General features: G+C 62.7%; 16 protein-coding genes and 1 tRNA gene. 8 read left to right on the top strand and 9 right to left on the bottom strand.

What is annotated here, in order from left to right; all coding sequences use genetic code 11:
- Positions 1-7: 7 nt before the first annotated feature.
- The 4 genes from NO934_RS10175 to NO934_RS10160 all read left to right on the top strand — a co-directional run bounded on the left by NO934_RS10175 (position 8) and on the right by NO934_RS10160 (position 4,762).
- Positions 8-1,222, top strand: a complete 1,215-nt coding sequence (locus NO934_RS10175) for a mandelate racemase/muconate lactonizing enzyme family protein (RefSeq protein WP_309159849.1) — start codon at positions 8-10, stop codon at positions 1,220-1,222.
- The gene (locus NO934_RS10170) at positions 1,219-2,142 is read left to right on the top strand and encodes a DMT family transporter (RefSeq protein WP_309159848.1); all 924 of its coding nucleotides are present in this window, start codon (positions 1,219-1,221) and stop codon (positions 2,140-2,142) included. Before NO934_RS10175 ends, NO934_RS10170 begins: the two co-directional genes overlap by 4 nt.
- Positions 2,139-3,920, top strand: a complete 1,782-nt coding sequence (locus NO934_RS10165; RefSeq protein ID WP_309159847.1) for an IlvD/Edd family dehydratase — start codon at positions 2,139-2,141, stop codon at positions 3,918-3,920. Before NO934_RS10170 ends, NO934_RS10165 begins: the two co-directional genes overlap by 4 nt.
- A 71-nt stretch (positions 3,921-3,991) precedes the next feature.
- Positions 3,992-4,762, top strand: a complete 771-nt coding sequence (locus NO934_RS10160; protein ID WP_309159846.1) for an SDR family oxidoreductase — start codon at positions 3,992-3,994, stop codon at positions 4,760-4,762.
- Between the two features lie 114 nt (positions 4,763-4,876).
- On the opposite strand, the gene dld is transcribed toward NO934_RS10160, so the two are convergent.
- Positions 4,877-6,556, bottom strand: a complete 1,680-nt coding sequence (gene dld / locus NO934_RS10155; RefSeq protein ID WP_309159845.1) for a D-lactate dehydrogenase — start codon at positions 6,554-6,556, stop codon at positions 4,877-4,879.
- A gap of 321 nt (positions 6,557-6,877) precedes the next feature.
- On the opposite strand from dld, the gene NO934_RS10150 reads away from it, so the two are divergent.
- Positions 6,878-8,050, top strand: coding sequence for a DNA sulfur modification protein DndB (locus NO934_RS10150; protein WP_309159844.1), 1,173 nt, complete (start codon positions 6,878-6,880; stop codon positions 8,048-8,050).
- Between the two features lie 360 nt (positions 8,051-8,410).
- Here the strand turns inward: NO934_RS10150 and NO934_RS10145 are convergent.
- The 7 genes from NO934_RS10145 to ftsE form a co-directional block, all read right to left on the bottom strand.
- Positions 8,411-8,487 (bottom strand) — tRNA-Arg (locus tag NO934_RS10145).
- A 234-nt stretch (positions 8,488-8,721) separates the two neighbouring features.
- Positions 8,722-9,918 (bottom strand): endonuclease/exonuclease/phosphatase family protein, encoded by a 1,197-nt coding sequence (locus tag NO934_RS10140; protein ID WP_309159843.1) that lies wholly within the window; start codon positions 9,916-9,918, stop codon positions 8,722-8,724.
- A gap of 236 nt (positions 9,919-10,154) precedes the next feature.
- Positions 10,155-10,580: a potassium channel family protein gene (locus tag NO934_RS10135; protein ID WP_309159842.1), complete on the bottom strand. Its 426-nt coding sequence runs from the start codon at positions 10,578-10,580 to the stop codon at positions 10,155-10,157.
- Positions 10,581-10,942: 362 nt separating this feature from the next.
- Positions 10,943-11,281 (bottom strand): hypothetical protein, encoded by a 339-nt coding sequence (locus tag NO934_RS10130; protein ID WP_309159841.1) that lies wholly within the window; start codon positions 11,279-11,281, stop codon positions 10,943-10,945.
- Between the two features lie 247 nt (positions 11,282-11,528).
- On the bottom strand, positions 11,529-12,338 hold the full coding sequence (locus tag NO934_RS10125) for a lysophospholipid acyltransferase family protein (RefSeq protein WP_309159840.1): 810 nt from the start codon (positions 12,336-12,338) through the stop codon (positions 11,529-11,531).
- Positions 12,339-12,489: 151 nt separating this feature from the next.
- Complete coding sequence (locus tag NO934_RS10120) at positions 12,490-13,410, bottom strand: ABC transporter permease (protein WP_309159839.1); 921 nt, start codon at positions 13,408-13,410, stop codon at positions 12,490-12,492.
- Entirely contained in the window at positions 13,403-14,062 is a 660-nt protein-coding gene (gene ftsE, locus NO934_RS10115) for a cell division ATP-binding protein FtsE (protein WP_309159838.1), read from the bottom strand. The genes NO934_RS10120 and ftsE overlap by 8 nt, the downstream gene beginning before the upstream one ends.
- A gap of 240 nt (positions 14,063-14,302) precedes the next feature.
- Here ftsE and NO934_RS10110 point away from each other — a divergent pair, with 240 nt between their 5' ends.
- The 3 genes from NO934_RS10110 to NO934_RS10100 all read left to right on the top strand — a co-directional run bounded on the left by NO934_RS10110 (position 14,303) and on the right by NO934_RS10100 (position 16,645).
- On the top strand, positions 14,303-15,115 hold the full coding sequence (locus NO934_RS10110; RefSeq protein WP_309159837.1) for an MJ0042-type zinc finger domain-containing protein: 813 nt from the start codon (positions 14,303-14,305) through the stop codon (positions 15,113-15,115).
- A gap of 14 nt (positions 15,116-15,129) precedes the next feature.
- Positions 15,130-15,534: a response regulator gene (locus tag NO934_RS10105; RefSeq protein WP_309159836.1), complete on the top strand. Its 405-nt coding sequence runs from the start codon at positions 15,130-15,132 to the stop codon at positions 15,532-15,534.
- A 205-nt stretch (positions 15,535-15,739) separates the two neighbouring features.
- Positions 15,740-16,645 carry a septation protein IspZ gene (locus tag NO934_RS10100; protein WP_309159835.1) on the top strand — a complete coding sequence of 302 codons (906 nt, stop codon included), beginning with the start codon at positions 15,740-15,742 and terminating at the stop codon, positions 16,643-16,645.
- 38 nt (positions 16,646-16,683) lie between these two features.
- Here NO934_RS10100 and lysA read toward each other — a convergent pair whose 3' ends face one another.
- Positions 16,684-17,967 carry a diaminopimelate decarboxylase gene (lysA, locus tag NO934_RS10095; protein ID WP_309159834.1) on the bottom strand — a complete coding sequence of 428 codons (1,284 nt, stop codon included), beginning with the start codon at positions 17,965-17,967 and terminating at the stop codon, positions 16,684-16,686.
- Positions 17,968-18,069: the final 102 nt, after the last annotated feature.

The raw sequence follows: 18,069 nt of genomic DNA, 5'->3' as shown, positions 1-18,069 counted from the left end.
CCCCGCCATGAAGATCACCGCAGTCGAAACACTAAGGTTGGCCGAGTTCGCCAACATCGTCTGGGTGCTGATCAAAACCGACGAGGGCATCACCGGGCTCGGCGAGACCTTCATGGGCGCCGCCGCTGTCGAAGCCTATATTCACGAAACCGTCGCACCCAAACTCGTCGGGCGCGATCCGTTGCAGATCGAAGCCATCAACCGCGACCTCATCGGCTATCTGGGCTGGCGCGGAGCCGGGGTTGAAACCCGTGGCAACTCCGCCGTCGACATCGCCCTTTGGGACATTTTCGGCAAGTCCCTCGGCGTCCCCGTTTCAGTGGCCCTGGGCGGCAAATCCCGTGATTCGATCCGCACTTACAACACCTGCGCCGGTTATCGCTACGTCCGCGACGCGCGCGCCCAGGCCGTAGCCAATTGGGGGCTCGGGGAAAGCACGCCCGGCCCTTACGAGGATCTCAACGCCTTCCTCAACCGCGCCGACGATCTCGCTCATTCCCTGCTCGAACAGGGCATCACCGGCATGAAGATCTGGCCCTTCGACATCGCCGCCGAGCGCACGCACGGGCTGGTTATTTCCGCCGCCGAACTCAAGACCGCGCTGGCCCCCTTCGAACGCATCCGCAAAGCGGTGGGCGACAAAATGGACATCATGGTCGAGTTCCATTCGCTCTGGCGCCTGCCCGCCGCCCAGCGCATCGCCCGCGCGCTCGAGCCCTATGAAACCTTCTGGCACGAAGATCCGGTGCGCATGGACAGCCTTGAAACCCTCAAGGCCTACGCCCCGCACTCCAAGGCCATGATCTGCGCTTCGGAAACCCTGGCTTACCCCCATGCCTTCCGCGATTATCTCGCGACCGGCGTTGCGGGCGTTGCCATGCTCGATCTCTCCTGGTGCGGTGGGCTTTCCGAAGCGCGCAAGATCGCCGCCCTCGCCGAGGCTCACCAGATTCCCGTCGCCCCGCACGACTGCACCGGCCCGGTCGTCTTCATGGCCTCCTGCCAGTTCTCGCTCCACGCCCGCAACGCCATGATCCAGGAATCGGTGCGGGCCTTCTATACCGGCTGGTACACCGAGTTGGTGACCGCCCTGCCCACCGTCGAGAAGGGCGAGATTTCGCTCTCCGACGCGCCTGGGCTCGGGCTCGAACTTCTGCCTGAAGTCTTTGACCGCCCCGACGCCATCCACCGCCGCTCGACGGCAGATGGGGAGACGAAATGACCGCTGCCAAACCCTCCACGGCGGCCATGTCTCCGGCCCGGATGGGCGTCCTGGTCATGCTGCTGGCCATGTTCCTGTTCTCGCTCAACGATGCCATGGGCAAATGGCTCGTCGCCACCTATTCGGTCGGCCAGGTTCTCCTGCTGCGTTCGGTCGTGGCGCTGGTCATCCTCCTGCCCTTCATGTGGAAGACAGGCCTTTCCGCCCTGCGCAACGTCGAACGCCCCGGCCTACAACTGGCCCGCGTGGTGTTTTCGACCGCCGAAGTCTTCTGCTTTTACTGGGCGGTCTATTTCCTGCCGCTGGCGGATGTCATGACCTATTGGCTCGCCGCCCCGATCTATGTGGCCGCCATGTCCCCGTTCCTGCTCAAGGAAAAGGTCGGCCCCATCCGCTGGGCCGCCATCGGGCTGGGGTTCGTGGGTGTCCTCGTCGCCCTCACCCCCTCGGGCGAGGTCAACCCGCTCGCCATCCTCGTCTCCATCATCGGCACGCTGGCCTTTGCGCTTATGGTCGTTACCGGCCGCACCCTGCGAGGCACGCCCGATACGGTGCTGGTCTTCTTCCAGATCGCCGGCGCGCTGGTCGCCGGCATCGTCCTCGCCCCCCTGAGCTGGGTCACCCCCACCGTGCCCGATTTCCTGCTGCTGGGCACGCTCGGCGTGGTCGCGATGCTGGCCCATATCTGCGTCAACCGGGCCGTCAAGCTTGCCGATGCCGCCGCCGTGGCGCCGCTGCAATATACGCTGCTGCCCTGGGCAATCATCCTTGGCTATCTCTTCTTCGGCGACCTGCCGCGCCCGCTGACCCTCATTGGCGCGGCGATCATCATCACCTCGAGTTTCATCATCTATCTCCGCGAAACCAGGGCACGGCGCGCCGCAGCCCTGTCCACGAGCGGATCTGGGGAAATTTCATGAAAAAACTGCGCTCCCGCGCCTGGTTCGACAACCCCGACAACCCTGACATGACAGCGCTCTATCTTGAGCGTTACATGAATTACGGCATCACCCGCGAGGAGCTCCAATCCGGCAAGCCGATCATCGGCATCGCCCAGACCGGCTCGGACCTCTCCCCCTGCAACCGCCACCATATGGTTCTGGCCCAGCGCGTGCGCGAAGGCATTCGCGAGGCGGGCGGCATCGCGTTTGAATTCCCCGTCCACCCCATTCAGGAAACCGGCAAGCGTCCCACCGCAGGGCTCGACCGGAACCTCGCCTATCTCGGCCTGGTCGAAGTGCTCTATGGCTATCCGCTCGATGGCGTCGTCCTCACCATCGGCTGCGACAAGACCACCCCCGCCATGCTCATGGGCGCGGCGACGGTCAATATCCCCGCCATCGCCCTTTCGGTGGGGCCCATGCTCAATGGCTGGCACAACGGCCAGCGGACCGGCTCGGGCACCATCGTCTGGAAAGCCCGCGAGATGATGGCCGCCGGCGAGATCGGCTATGAGGAATTCATCGAGCTCGTCGCCTCGTCGGCCCCATCGGTGGGCTATTGCAACACCATGGGCACCGCCACCACCATGAACTCGCTGGCCGAAGCCCTGGGCATGCAGCTCCCCGGCTCGGCGGCCATCCCCGCCCCGCACAGGGACCGCGCCGCAATCGCCTGGCGCACCGGCAAGCGCATCGTCGAGATGGTTCACGAGGATCTCAAGCCCTCCGACATCCTCACCCGCGACAACTTTTTGAACGCTATCGCCGTCAATTCGGCCATCGGCGGCTCGACCAACGCGCCGGTCCACATCAACGCCATCGCGCGTCATATAGGCGTCGAACTCGGCATCGAAGATTGGCAGACCCACGGCCACCACATCCCCTTGCTCGTCAACCTCCAGCCCGCCGGTACCTATCTGGGCGAGGATTTCCACCGCGCCGGCGGCGTGCCCGCGGTCGTCAACGAACTGATGAAAAACGGCCTGATCCTGGAGAACGCCCCCACGGTCAACGGAAAGACCATCGGCGAGAACTGCCGCGCCACCCCGATCCTCGACCCCGACGTCATCCGCCCCTTCGACGCCCCGCTCACGCCGGATGCGGGCTTTATCGTGCTCAAGGGCAACCTTTTCGACAACGCCATCATGAAGACCTCGGTGATCTCCCCCGAATTCCGGGAGCGCTATCTCTCCAACCCCGACGATCCCGAAGCCTTCGAGGGCCGCGCGGTGGTCTTCGATGGCCCCGAGGATTATCACGAGCGCATCGACGACCCCGCGCTCGGGATCGATGAACACACCCTGCTTTTCATGCGCGGCGCCGGTCCCATCGGCTATCCGGGCGCCGCCGAAGTGGTCAACATGCGCCCGCCCGCCTATCTCATCAAGGAGGGCATCCATTCCCTGCCCTGCATCGGCGACGGAAGGCAGTCGGGCACCTCGGGCTCGCCCTCGATCCTCAACGCCTCTCCCGAAGCCGCCGCCGGCGGGGGATTGGCCCTGCTGCGCACCGGCGACCGCGTCCGCATCGACCTCAGGGCCGGCACGGCCAACATGCTCATCGATGAGGACGAACTCACCCGCCGCCGCGTCGAGCTCGAAGCCAGGGGCGGCTACCCCTATCCCGACAACCAGACCCCCTGGCAGGAAATCCAGCGCTCCATGGTCGATCAGCTCGGCAATGGCGCCGTCCTCAAACCCGCCGTCAATTACCAGCGCATCGCCCAGTCCAAAGGCGTGCCGCGCGACAATCACTAGGGCACTACTCCTCCGCCCTTTCTCAAGGTCCAGACCGCAGCGAGGGGTAAGGCCTTCCAGAAGCGAAAGCATTGAACATGCCCGCCCTTTTCGATCTCACCGGCAAACTCGCTCTCGTCACCGGCTCGTCGCAAGGCATCGGCTTTGCTCTCGCCCAGGGGCTGGCCGAACACGGCGCGAGCGTGGTTCTCAATGGCCGCGACCGGGACAAGGTCGAGGCAGCCGCCGACCGCCTGCGCGCGGCGGGGCACACCGCCCACGCCCTGCCGTTCGATGTGACCGATCCGTCCGCAGCCGAGGCGGCGATAAGCGCAATCGAAAGCGGCATCGGTCCCATCGATATCCTGGTCAACAACGCCGGCATGCAGCATCGCGGCCCGCTCGAGGATTTTCCGCAAGACAAATGGGACGATCTCCTCAGGACCAACATCTCCTCGGTCTTTTATGTGACCCAGCCGGTCGCCCGCTTCATGATCGGGCGCGGCCGCGGACGCATCATCAACATCGCTTCGGCCATGTCCGAACTCGCCCGCCCCGGCGTCACCCCCTACACCGCCACAAAGGGCGCCATTCGCAACCTGACGCGCGGCATGGCCGCCGACTGGGCGAAGAAGGGCCTGCAGGTCAACGCCATCGCGCCGGGCTATTTCAAAACGCCGCTCAACAAGGCACTGATCGAGGACAAAACCTTCTCCGCCTGGCTTGAAACCCGCACCCCCGCCGGCCGTTGGGGCGATCTCGACGAACTCAAAGGCGCCGCCGTCTTCCTGGCCTCCGACGCCGCCAGCTTCGTCAACGGCCACACTCTCTATGTCGACGGCGGGCTCACGGTAACGGTCTAGAGCGTGTCCAGCAAAAGTGGAAACGGTTTTGCGGTTCGGACACGCGACAAAACAGGGACTTAGAGCATTGAAGCGATTCGGAGAAAAGCGGAAATGCTCTAGAGTCAGGACCTGCTACGCCCACATCTTCCTGCGGGAAGTCTTGCCGATCCCGGGATTGAAGCTGTTGGTGGGATCGAGCTCGCGATAGAAGGCCTCGAGCTGGGGCTGCGCACGATAGAGGTGCCCCACATTGTGCTCGGCCGGGTATTGCGCCCCCCGCCGGTCGAGAACCGCCAACATCTCCTGTTCGAGCGCATGGCAGTCCACACCCTTTTTGACCAGGTATTCCTGGTGCAGCACGTGGCAGAAGAAGTGCCCGCAATAAATGGTGCGCTCGATTTGGCCGGCAATCGATGAGGGCAACGTTTCGAACCAAGCGGTCATGTTGCGCGGCAGCGCCACGTCGAGCGCCAGGATGTCCTCGACGGTTCGCTTATGCGTCGCGCGGTAGCGGACCACCGATCCGCCCACCGCAAAGCGCTGCAGGAAGGCGGCCTCCCCTTCCTCCTTGGTACATTCGAAAAACCCGAACTCCGCCTTCGGCGCACGGTTTTGGAGATAATTGCGCGCTTCTGCGATGCCCTCGCCTCCCATCTTGAGCAGGAGATGGTGGGTGAACCGGTCGCGGTATTCATTCATCCGCCTGGGCAGGTGTTCGGGCAGAAGGCGGGCCAGAAAGGTCAGCAGATGGTCGGAAACCGCCGACCCAAGGCCTAGCTTTTCGGTGATGCCGTCGAACCAGCTTTTGGCCGCGAAGGCCCTGAACACATTGTCGGTTCCGAACGCTTTGATGAAAAGGTAGAGGTCCTTTCCATAGACCTGCGCCGTCTCATAGGCGTCGCGGTGAATATATTCGCCCGCGATCGGAAGGTTTTCGAAATCCGAGAGAATATCGCACCGAATCCGTGCCAGATCGTCGGGATCGTTGGCGCCGATATAAAAGACCGTCACGTCCTTGTCGGCTTCGAACGTGTCGAGCCTTACCGCAAACACCCCGATCCGTCCCGCCGAGCCCGACGCTTCGTAATGCCGCCTGGGATCGGCGTTGAACCGGGCGGGGGTGGGCGCGGATATGTCCCGCACATGTTCGCAATATTCCCGATCCGACGCCCATTGATTGGTGGCGTACGAGATGTCGGCCTCCGAATAGGCCCTGCCGTCGAGCCGCGCCAGGATCGTCTCCGGATCACCACCCAACTCGACCCCGAGATGATTGACCAGGTGCAGGTCTCCTCGGGCGTCGATCTGTGCGAAGATGGCGAACTGGGTATAGGCCGGTCCGCGCCGGATCAGCGAGCCGCCCGAATTGTTGCACACCCCGCCGGTCACCGATGCGCCGATACAACTCGACCCGATCACGGAATGGGGTTCGCGTCCGATCGTCCGCAATGCCTTTTCCAACTTGTCCAGGGTTGCGCCCGGCAGGGCGATGACCTGCCGCCCGCCATCGATCAGGTCGATCCGGTCGATACGCATGGTGTTGATGATGACGATGGGACGGTCGTACCCCTCACCGAACGGCGTCGAGCCTCCCGTCAGTCCCGTATTGGCCGCCTGAAAGATGACGATCACGTCGGCCGCCACGCACGCCTTGAGAACCCGCCATTGCTCGAGCAACGTTCCCGGCCGTACCGCCGCCAGAACCTCCCCATCGCCATAGCGGTACCCCTTGCGGAACCGCCGCGTGGCACGCTCGCCGACATGGACATGGGCGGGTCCAACTATGGAGCGAAAGTCTTCGATAAGATTCATGGTGCGATGGCCAGCTTCATCCTCAAACCGGGTCTGATCGGACCTACCACATCCGGGCGTCCGAAAGCGTGTTTCCATATAAGTCATAGATGCCGACCTAACTAGAGACCGCCATATTGAAGAATTTCCGGCCCTGAGACTATTGCCGCCCTATCTCGAGATAGACCTTCTTGACCTTTTTCCTGGAATATGGCAACAAACGAAAAGACCCGACGCGACCTAGGTCGCAATCGGGTCCGATCGTCGGGCCAAAGCCCTCCGTAGCACTAGGGAATATAGCGCCCGACGGTCCTTTCCGCAACTATGATAAGGAATCAGATCATGTCGGATGACATCAAATCTCGTCTCAACCCTACCAAGGGGCACATGCTACCGGGGGTTAAAATTGATGATCGCATGTCGCTTTGCGCTCTTCCCGCAAACCAGCTCTTTCAGTTGACTCTTGATCCACGCGATGCGGAGGACAAGAAGAAGCTGGCAGCGTCGAAACCGCTTCAGGTCCTCGCGGAGCTGCGCGAAGACGTACAGCGTCTTTTTGAGGGTCAGAAGAGGAAGAACGTACCCAGCTATGCAGAGTATATCTGCGGTCTTCATCGCGGCGCCGATGGCATGACTCCGCCCATTATCCTCTACTCCGAAGAGCCGTTGGCCCAGGAGTATGACGATAGCGGGCTCGGCTATTTACAAGTGCCTTGGGGGCGCATGCTGATTGCTATCGACGGTGAGACACAGCTGGCTGCCCGCTTCGAAGCGTCCAACATCGATCCGGAAACAAGCGAGACGAATGTTCCCGTTTTCGTTGTGCACGGCTTCTCCAAGAACTGGGCAAGACAGAGCTTCCACGACTTGAATGTGCTTGGCGTGAAGCCGAACACCGCACTGGGGATCGGCATGGATGCTCGTGATCCTCTGACTCGGGTGGCACGCGAAGTTGAGGCGCAGGTGCCTTTCTTAAAAGACCGAGTTAACAAGTCGCGTCGCCAGCTCCGCACAAGCGATACGGACATAATGACAATCACCGCTTTGCGCGGTGCCTGTATTACGTTGGCGTATGGCATTTCCGGCGTAAAGTATGGATCGAAGCCTGCCATGGTATCCGATAGTGAACTGCCGAAGATCCGAGAAATTGCAAAGGAATGGTTCACGGCACTCACGGAGGCGTTCGGGCCCGCTATGGAGGATCGGGAGAACAAGCTCGCATCGGCCTCAACGGTTTTGTCTGCTCTGGGCGCAATGGGGCATAGTTTGATCAACGTCGGCAACTCCGCTGAGCGGGCGGTCAAGATCGCTGAGTTGATCGCTTCCTTGCAGGATGTTGACTGGCGGCGGGGTAAGCACTGGGAGGGGATCGCCGGGAAGTTTACGCCCAGAGGTGTTTTCTCGGTGGGCGGTTCAAAGGAGACTTCCTACGCCGTCTATGACGCTCTGGCAGACAAGCAATCTCCGGCATATTCCCAGGTGCGCAAGAGCACCTCGGGCGTCGCCGCCGAATAGAGGGAGGGTGCAATGGCACGTCGTGCAGAAGCCAGCGGCCTATCTCTCTGTGAAAGGGACGCAGCAATTGTTAAAGGCATGCTGTTACGGGGTGACCGTCAGCATGACATTGCAGCTTGGTTTGGCGTAAATGGTGGTCGCATTGCTGAGATCGCGACAGGTAAGAGGTTCAGTTGGGTCCCGGTGCGGACCGACGATCTACCTCCGCCCGGCCCTTACCCCTCCGGGCAACGAGCGATCGAAGTCCAAGCTGCTCTAGACCAAGTATTGACGGCGTTGGCCCATGCCGAACGGGCGTTAACCGCGCTGCACCGTTCCTAAGTAAAACAACATTGCCGCCCCGTGGGCGGCGATGGCCATTGGTGACCCCGGCATGATTCGAACATGCGACCTGCTGATTAGGAATCAGCTGCTCTATCCTGCTGAGCTACGGGGCCAAGCCGGTCCGCGGGACCGTGATTAGCGACCTTTGTGCCCGATAACGTTCCGAGGGTAAACACCAATTCCCGATCCGGTTGATGGATTAGGAATCTGATGCTCTATCCTGCTGAGCTACGGGACCACGCGCAATCCGCTTAGCAAATCGGAGCGCAAAAGAAAACAGGACGCGCTCGCCTCAAAGAGCGCGTGCTTACGATTTCCCTCCCCGGTCTGGCTGGGAGCCGGTATCGCTACTGCAGCGCGATATCGACCCAGACCAGCCGATGGTCGGAGGTTTGTGCATCGCCCTCGCCCAGCAGCGCCGCCAGTTCGTCATCGGTGGTGGGCCAGAAGATGCCGGCGCCGGTCACCGTCAGGTCGCTCGAAGGCAGCACATAGTCGGCGCGCATATTGCCCGATCCACCCTCGCCGTCGAAAAAGTCCGCGGTGTCGAGCGCCGGATCACCGGTATGGTCGAGATTGGCGCCGCCATCGGCCTCCGAATCCTCGGGCCCGCCTTCGCTTCTGGGCTCAGGATCCTGCACGCGTTCTGTGGCCAGAAGCTGGGCTCCCACCTCGCGGATGCCATCGCCGTCGTTCTGGTCGAGATTGAGATCGCCCACGATGACGAAGGACGCATCGGTGGCCAGGCCGCCCTCGGCCCCGGCATCATCGATCATATAGCCTTCACCATTCACATAATCGATCCAGAACCGCACCTCGTCGGCATTGCGCGTGCCGTTACGGTCCTCGGGCCCGTCGAAAACGGGCGGCGTGGGATGGCTTGCCAGCAGGTGAATGGTCTGCCCCTCGATATCGACGGGCACGTCCCAATGGCTCTTGGACGAGAGCCGGAAGACCTCGAGAATCTCGTCGCTGTAAAAGGACTCGCCGGTTTCAGGATCGACCGGCAGCCGCGCCTCGGGCATGTCGCGCCAGAGGAAATTCTGGAACGTGCGCGCCTCGTCCTCAATGATGGGGAATTTCGAAAGGATCACCATGCCGTATTGGCCGGGAAACATGCCGAACCCGAAGGCATCGTCGGGCCCGCCGACTTCCCCGTCGGCGTTGAGATCGAGCCCGGAGGCGACACCAGTATTGACCGGCGCCGCAAAGGTCGCGACCGGCACCCAGGCCTCCGCCCCGTTCTGTCCCTGGCTCAGAAAATTTTCGACGAACAGCGACACCGCCTCCCCATCTTCGACATAGTCGAACTCGTTGATGAGGATCACGTCGGGATTGACCCGCTGGATGATCTCGGCCACCCGCGCCGGCTGCGTCGCCTCGGGATCACCCAAGTCGGCAACCAGCTGCCCTTCGGCCCCGCGATTGAGGGAAGCGTTGAACGTCGCGATCCGGACCGACCCTTGCTCGGGCGCCTCCTGAGCAGCCAGCGGAGCGGCGCCCGCCAGGAGCGCCAGGGTGGAACAGGTGAACAATCGCATCATGGTCTTCGCCTCCCCGGAATTCCGTAAGGCCCGGCCGGGCCTCGGAACCGCAACACTGGTGGGTTTTAAAGACGGATATATGACAGCACGGGCCCCGCGCATGCCAGCCCGCGGCAACGGCATCGATGGAAGCCGATCCTGCGCAACAGTATTGCATGTGCGGGAAAGCACCCCCTGTTCTCGCGCTCCGGGATCTGCTCTCCGAATTGCCATCACGGACCGCCGGCAATAGCAGTCTATTTCCAGCCCTCGCGCATCAGCGCATAGGCAAAGGACGCCGTCCAGCCGATCAGCGCAAACCCGTTGAGGGCCTGCAGACCGGAGATCACGCGCAGCGCGCCGGTGGGATGGATGTCGCCCACGCCGAGCGTGGTGTAGCTCATAATGGAAAAATAGAAATAATCGAGCCACCCTCCCTCGATTTCGCCCTCCAGCTGGCCCATTTGCGGCATGGCCTGAATCTGTTCATAGGCCAGGGCGTAGAGGCAGATCGTCAGCACCTGCGCGGCCATCACGATCCCCATGCCGACCAACACGCCCCAGTGCCGTGCAAAGTCGCGCCCCGCCAGCCAGCGCAAGGTCACTCTCATAGCGGCATAGTGAACCAGTATCGAAACCGCCATCAGAACGATCGGTGTCCCGACCGCAACGCCCAAGCCCATTGCTTTTCTTCCCGTCGGACGCCAAGTTTTTCGTTAGCCGCCGCACTATTCCGCTCGCGGGACGAAAAAACAACCATGTCAAGAAAGCTGCCGCACAGACGCCGCCTCCCGCCCCGGCACCGCCCCGACATGCGGAATTGGCTTGAAGACATTGCTGCAGCAATCTCGGCGGCACCTTCATCCAGGCCCTAGAGCCGTTCAGGATTTGATTGCATCAAATCCCAGCCCTTTGCTTGTCGCGTCCGAACCGCAAACCCGTTTCCATCCCCCGCCAAGCCGGACACATGCTTTTGCTGGACACTCCGGCACCGTTGCCGTCGTCTCCTCAGCCTCCCTAGCCCGCTCGCCCTTGAGGCCGACGCTCACGCCGCGTCGGCGAACCGCCGGCTGCCTTCGAGGTCCCACACCAGCGTCATCATCGCCAGGGGATCGCGCGGCGCCGCGAGCGAGAACAGCCGCGCGCCCAGCCCGCTCAGCTTGCGAAACTTCTCGCGCGAATGATGGTCGACGATCAGGTCCTCGGCGGTTCCAGCCCAGCCGATCACGCCATCCTCCTCGAGCGCATAAAGCCGTTCGGCTGCCATCGGCGCCCCCGCCTCGCCCACCAGCGTCATGGGGTAGCGGCGCCCCGAGCGGCCCGTCCACAACAGAACGGCCGGCTCGGCATTTTCCCTATCCGCAGTATTCGCAATCGAGATCATGGCCACCCTCGCAAAACGGCCCGCAATTGTCTTTGTCCCAAGCAAGGCCCGTCCCACCGTGCCCGGCTTGTTCAATCCTCCGTCCGGCCCGCCGTTCGGATAAGAACAAAATTAGAACAAAAATGCAGCCATTGTCAACCGGCTGCATGCGATATTTGTCTCACCACCGGCAGCGATTGTCAATATATTGTGCCGCAAGGGAGAGGGTAGCACTATCTGTCGTATCTGTCGCACCAATCCGGGCAGATCAGAGGTCGCCGCCGATCTCGGCTTCCAGCGCATTGAGCCGCTCGCGCAGCCGGGGCGAAATCGGCCGCGCCAGCCCCTTGCGCGCGTCTTCGAGCACCATGCGGTCGGTTTCGGTTTCGATGCGCGCGATCAGCGTCTTGAGGAACTCGTCCCCCGAAAGCCCCGGCATGATGGGCTCGAGAAATTTCGCCCGCGCCGTGCCTGGCCAGAGGATCAGGCTGTTACGCCCCCAATAGAGTCCCGAGGTCAGCGCCACGGGCACCACCGGCACGCCGAGCGCCAGATACATCCGCACGATTCCGCTGCGGTAGGCAGGCTCATCGAGCGGCGCCCGCCGCGTGCCTTCGGGGAAGATGATCACCCGGCAGCCGCGCTCCAGCGCGCCGCGCGCATGCTCCATCATGGCCGGCAGCGCATCCTTGCCCCGCTTGCGGTCAACCGGGATCGTGTCGATCCATTTGGCCGCCCAACCAAAGAGCGGAATGTCGAGCAATTCCTTTTTCGCGATGAAGGCGGGATGGCCCACATAGGGCAGGATGGCAAAGATATCCCAGTCCGACTGGTGCTTCGAACCGATGATAGCCCCGCCTTCGGGAATGTTTTCCGCCCCCGACACTTCGGTGCGGATGCCGACGATCCAGCGCAGGAAGAAAAGGTTCGCGCTGTTCCAATATTGCGCGATGCCCCAGCCGGCATGTTTGAGGTTGGGCGTCAATTTCGCCATCAGCCCCACAACGATCGCCAGCGGGATCGTGTGGACGAAGAACACCAGATAGAACACCAGCGAGCGGATGGCCTGGAGGATCATTGTTTCATCTTCTAGCGTGTTGAGTTTCAGGTCAGGGCGCGGCGAAAATGGTGATCCGCTAGAACCGGAGCGGAGCGTACAAAAAGTACGTGAGCACCGGAAGCGCGGCGGATCGCCATTTGCAGCCCGCCATCACCTGAAAATCAATGCGCTAGGATATTTGCGAGAGGAAGCGTCTCACCGTCAACCGCGAGGTGATGGCGGTGAGCCCGGCGATCACCAGCACCACGCCCACGATCCCCAGTATTCCCGAGATCCCCAGCGCGAACTGGCCGAAGAGAATTCCCAGTTGCGCGCTCGATTGCTCGGGCACGACGGTGCTCATCGCCATGCCGGCGATGATGAAGAAGACGATCGCCGCCAGCCCGCCGGCGATCCCGCCCTTGAGCCCCAACAGCAGGAACCGCCCCTGGAATTCTCCGGCGATGAACTGGTTCGAAGCGCCGATGAAATGGAGCACGTCGACGATTTCCCGGTTGGTCGACATCGTCCCGCGCGTCGCGAACACGATGGCGAGCGCGGTCGCCACAAGGATGAGCGCCAGCACCAGAATGCCCGAAACCACGATGGTTCCAGCCATGGTGTTGAGCTGCACCCGCCAGGCCGCGTGGGTTTCCAGCGTCGCACCGGGGATTGCGGAGATCTCGCTTTCGAGCCGCGCGATGTCGGCGGCATTGGGGTCGGAAAGCTGCACGATCACCAGCCGGGGCACCGAAAGGTCGGAAAGGTCCAGCCCCGGCCCCAGCCAGGGTTCGAGCAGCGCTTCGCTTTCCTCGATCGAAAGCACCCGCGCGCTCGCCACCCCCGGCACCGCTTCGGACAGCGATACGGCCAGCCGCAGGTTGGATTCGATCACTTCCCCGTCGAGCGGGCGGATCTGGATGGTCAGCTCGCGCCCCACCTCGGCCGACCAGCCCATTGCCGATTTCTGCACCAGCAGCACGCCGCCGAAGGTGACGCAGGATAGAAACGTCATGATGCCGATCAGAAGCATCAGCGTGCGCCCGGCCACCGATTGTGCCGGCACGATGGGGTTGGGCCGCGGAAAGCGGAGCTTGAGCCCCTCACTCATGGATGGTCAGCTCCCCGTCGTTCAAGAGCATGCGCGGATAGTCGAACTTGTCGAGCAGGTTCACCTCGTGGGTGGCGAGGATGATCGTCGTCCCCATCTTGTTGAGCTGCTCGAACAGATGCAGCAGCCGCTCGGAAAGCTCGGGATCCACATTGCCCGTCGGCTCGTCCGCCAGAAGGATGTCGGGATTGCCGATCACCGCCCGCGCGATCGCGGCGCGTTGTTTTTCCCCGCCCGAGAGCACCGCCGGGTGGGCATCCATCCGGTCGCCCAGCCCCACCCAGTCGAGCAGTTCCTCGACATTTCCGCGATAGCTCGCCTCGGTCTGTCCGCGCACGCGCAGGGGCAGCGCCACATTCTCGAAGGTCGTCAGGTGATCGAGCAGCCTGAACTCCTGGAACACGATGCCGATATGGCGCCGCATCTGCAAAAGCCGGTCCCGGTCGAGTGCGGTGACGTCCTCGCCGAACATCGAAACCGATCCGCGCGTGGGCTTGAGCGAGAGCAGCAACAGCCGCAAAAGCGAGGTCTTGCCCGATCCCGAGGGCCCGGTCAGAAAGTGAAAGGAGCCCGGCGAGATCGAAAAGGTCAGGTCCTTCAAAATTTCCGGACCGTGGCCATATCTGAGCCCCACATTTTCGAAAGCGATCAAACCGCTCGTCTCCGCGAATCAACAAAGCGTTTCCAGCAAAAGTGGATACCACTTTTGCGCCCCCCAACGCGACAGCAAGGGCCCCAATCATTGAGGCGTTTGTGTGAACGGGGCGATGACTGCCGGCGATGATCGACCGCCATCGCGTCATGGCGGGATCGGGATCGATGTTTGAGGAGTTTTAACCCACCCCGCCCTACGGTCTGCGCGACCAGACCAATACGTGGGCCCGGCCAGCACGTGATCATCACCTGCCCCAATTGCCATACGCGCTACAAGGTGGCGTCCGACGCGCTCTCGGCGGCCGGCCGGCAGGTGCAGTGCGCCGCCTGCGCCGAACTCTGGTATGCCACCGCGAGCTTTCCAACGCCCTCGGCGCCCGATCTCGAACCCTCGCGCGACGAGCTGGCGTTTCGCGCCGATGGGGATGGGTTCTCCGACGAGGAAGATCTGCTCGATGAGGCGCTCCTGAGCGCCAATCCGACAGCCGTGCCCGCCCATCCCGAACCCGCCTCTGTCGATCGCGCCGGCAACCGCGCCCGCATCGAAGCGCTGGCCCGGCGGCGCAACGGCATGCTGGCCAAGCTCCCCATCGTCCGCTTCCGCCGCGCCTTCCGCGTCGCGGTCGCCGTAACGCTCGTTGCCATCCTCGCCCTGGCGGTTCTGGCGCGCACCGAAATCGTCGCCGCCTTCCCCCAGCTCGATGGCCTCTATCGTCTTGTGGGACTTGGAACAAATGTGGTCGGGCTGGATTTTACCGACATTAACACTTTGCGAACCACCCGCGACGGAACCAGCGTCATCATCGTCAACGCTAAGATTTCCAACATAACGAATCACGTAGCTTATGTGCCGTCGGTTCTCGTGAGCCTTTTGGACGAGGCCGGCAGGGTGATCTACGAATGGACGGTGACGCCGGCGGCCCGCAACATCCTGCCCGGCGATGTCCTGGCGATCGACACGCAATTGACCGCGCCGCCCCAGGGCGTAACCGATATTAGACTGAGCTTTGTTGAGGGCCGCAACGGCGCCGATACGGGCACGAGACGATAGAAGGCGAAACAGCCATGGCACGCATATTGGTGGCCGAAGATGACGACAATGTCCGCGCATTCGTCGTCCGCGCTCTGCAGATGTCCGGTCACGAGGTCCTCGAAGCCTCCGATGGCGGGCTGGCGCTGGAAATCGCGACCGAAGAGGATGGCCGTTTCGATCTGCTGGTCTCCGACATCAAGATGCCGGTGATGGACGGGATCGCCCTGGCTTTGGCGGTGCGCGCGCAGTTTCCCGATCTCACCATCCTTCTGATGACCGGCTTTGCCGACCAGCGCGAGCGCGCCCATGGGCTCGATGCCCTGATCTACGACGTCCTGGGCAAGCCCTTCTCCCTGGCGCAACTGACCGAAAAAGTCTCTGACGCCCTGGCCGGCAAGCCCGCCGAAATCATCCCCCTGGCCCGCTCGGCGCTCTAGAGATATGTCCAGCAAAAGTGGGCACCACGTTTGCGGACCAAACAAACTTTGAGCAGTTGAAACGATCACCGGGATAAATCCGGGGATGACACCGTGGCGGGGCGGTACGGCCATGCCACAACCCCAGCCTGTCGTTCCGGGGCTTGTCCCCGGAATCCACAAGCAGCACCGGCCATAGCCGCCAAAGTCGATTGGACCTGAGCGCATGGAAATCCCCTTCGGCAGCTACCGCCACCGCTTCACGATCGGCAGCCAGCACGTCGAAGCGACAATCCGCATCACCTCGCGCCGCATGGTCAGCCGCCTTCTCGTCGATGGCGTCGAGGTCGATAGCGACGAGACGCCCTCCTCGGGCCAGGCCGCCATCCGCAATCACGCCCTCAAGGCCAACCTCGCCGATGGCCGCACCCTTGAGGTCGAAGCCGGCTATGTGGGCTGGACCAGCGCCGGCATCCTCGCCCGCATCGATGGCGAAACGGTCCACGAAAGCCACCCCGGCAAAACGATCGCCTTCCCCGCCTCGGCGGCGCGCATGGCCACCATGCAGGTCGATGAAGACGCCCAACGCGCCAACCGCCTCCCGGTCCTCATCGATATCGGTTTCGGCCTGATCTTCTTTGTCGTCGGCTCGCTCGCCAACCTCACCACCGCCGCCGTGGTCGGCGCCATCCTTGGTATCGGCCTCCTCGTCGTCCAGCGCTTCGTCAAAGCCAATATCGTGGGCGGGCTTGCCCTGTTCGGCACGGTGATGCTGGTCATCTCGGCAATCTTCGCGCTCATCTTCGACGATGGCATCCTGGTGCAGTTGCGCACCAGCATCATCGGCAGTTTCACCGGGCTGCTATTCGGCGCCGACGCGCTCTTTAATCGCGGCAATTGGCTGGGCCGCGGCATGGCCCGCTACATCCCCTTTTCCGGCATCGACCTCAAGCGCCTCGCCCTGGGCATGGCCGTGGTCTCCATCATCCTCGCCCTCATCAACGTCATCGTCGTGCTGCTGGCCAGCGAGCAATTCTGGCTCGTCTACACCACCTTCCTCGACATCCCCCTGGTGATCGTCGGCGTCTGGATCGTGATCTATCTGTCCCATGGACGGGGCGGGACCGGCTAGCCTGCTCAGGTCGCAGGATTGGAAACATATCCTGTCCGCTATCGATCGTTGACGCCAAGCCACTCCGGCACGCTGTCCATCCCGATCAGCGCGTCAACGCTCTGGCGCGGCCGCACGGCGTGCCAGCGGTTTCCCTCCACCAGCACCTCGGCGATCAGCGGCCGCGTGTTGTAGGTCGAGCTCATCACCGCGCCATAGGCGCCTGCCGTCATGATCACCAGCCGGTCGCCCTCGGCGACGTTGGCGATCTGCCGATCGAGCGCCAGATAGTCCCCGCTCTCGCACACCGGCCCCACGATATCGGCCCGGATGGTCTTGGCATCCGCGCCCGCCTCTTGGAGCGGCAGCACGTCGTGATGGGCCTCGTAAAGCGTGGGGCGAATGAGATCGTTCATCGCCGCATCGACGATGACGAAGCTCTTTTTGTCCGTCTGCTTCACATATTCGACGCCCGTCACCAGCACCCCGGCATTGCCCGCGATCAACCGCCCCGGCTCGATGATGAGCTTGCAGCCCAACTCGCTCACCCGCGCCTTGACGATTTCCGCATAGGCGAGCGGATCGGGCGGCGCCGGCGCGTCATGGCGATAGGGAATGCCCAGGCCCCCGCCGACATCGACGTGATGGATATCGTGCCCCGCTTCCCGCAGCCGCCCCACCAGTTCGGCCATCAGCGCAAAGGCATTGTCGAAGGGTTCGAGATCGACGATCTGGCTGCCGATATGCATATCGACACCCACGGCCTTGAGATTGGCGCATTCGGCGATCCGGGCATAAACCGCCTCGGCCCGCGCATAGGGCACCCCGAACTTGTTCTCGCTCTTGCCCGTCGAAATCTTGGCGTGGGTCCTGGCATCGACATCGGGATTGACCCGCACCGACACCGGCGCCACCACCCCCATCTCGGCCGCCACCGCATCGAGCCGTTCCAGCTCGGGCTCGGATTCGAGGTTGAAGCACAGTATCCCCGCTGCCAGCGCGGCCCGCATCTCGGCCCGCGTCTTGGCAACGCCCGAAAAGATGATCTTGTCCGCCGCAATTCCAGCCTGCAACGCCCGCTCGAGCTCCCCGCCCGACACCACGTCGACGCCGATCCCTTCCTGGGTGGCGATCGCCAGCATCGCCTGGTTGGAATTGGCCTTCATGGCATAGGCGACCAGCATATCGAGCCCCGCAAACGCCTCGCCCATCACCCTGATATGCCGCCGGAACGTCGCCCCGGAATAGCAATAGAACGGCGTCCCGATCTCATCGGCAATCGCAGCCAGCGCCACATCCTCGGCAAACATCTCGCCGTCGCGATATTGAAAATGATGAACCATCAGAACCCGCCTCGATTTGCTGCCAACACCGAAGAGGGCCGCACCCTCAGCGCCGCCCTCACGGGAGAGGCGGACCTCTTTTGCAACCTCAAAGGTCCTGCC

Source organism: Pelagibacterium sp. H642, from assembly GCF_031202855.1.
Lineage (GTDB): Bacteria > Pseudomonadota > Alphaproteobacteria > Rhizobiales > Devosiaceae > Pelagibacterium.
Note: the sequence above shows the minus strand (reverse complement) of the source record. Positions and strands in the feature narration are given on the sequence as shown.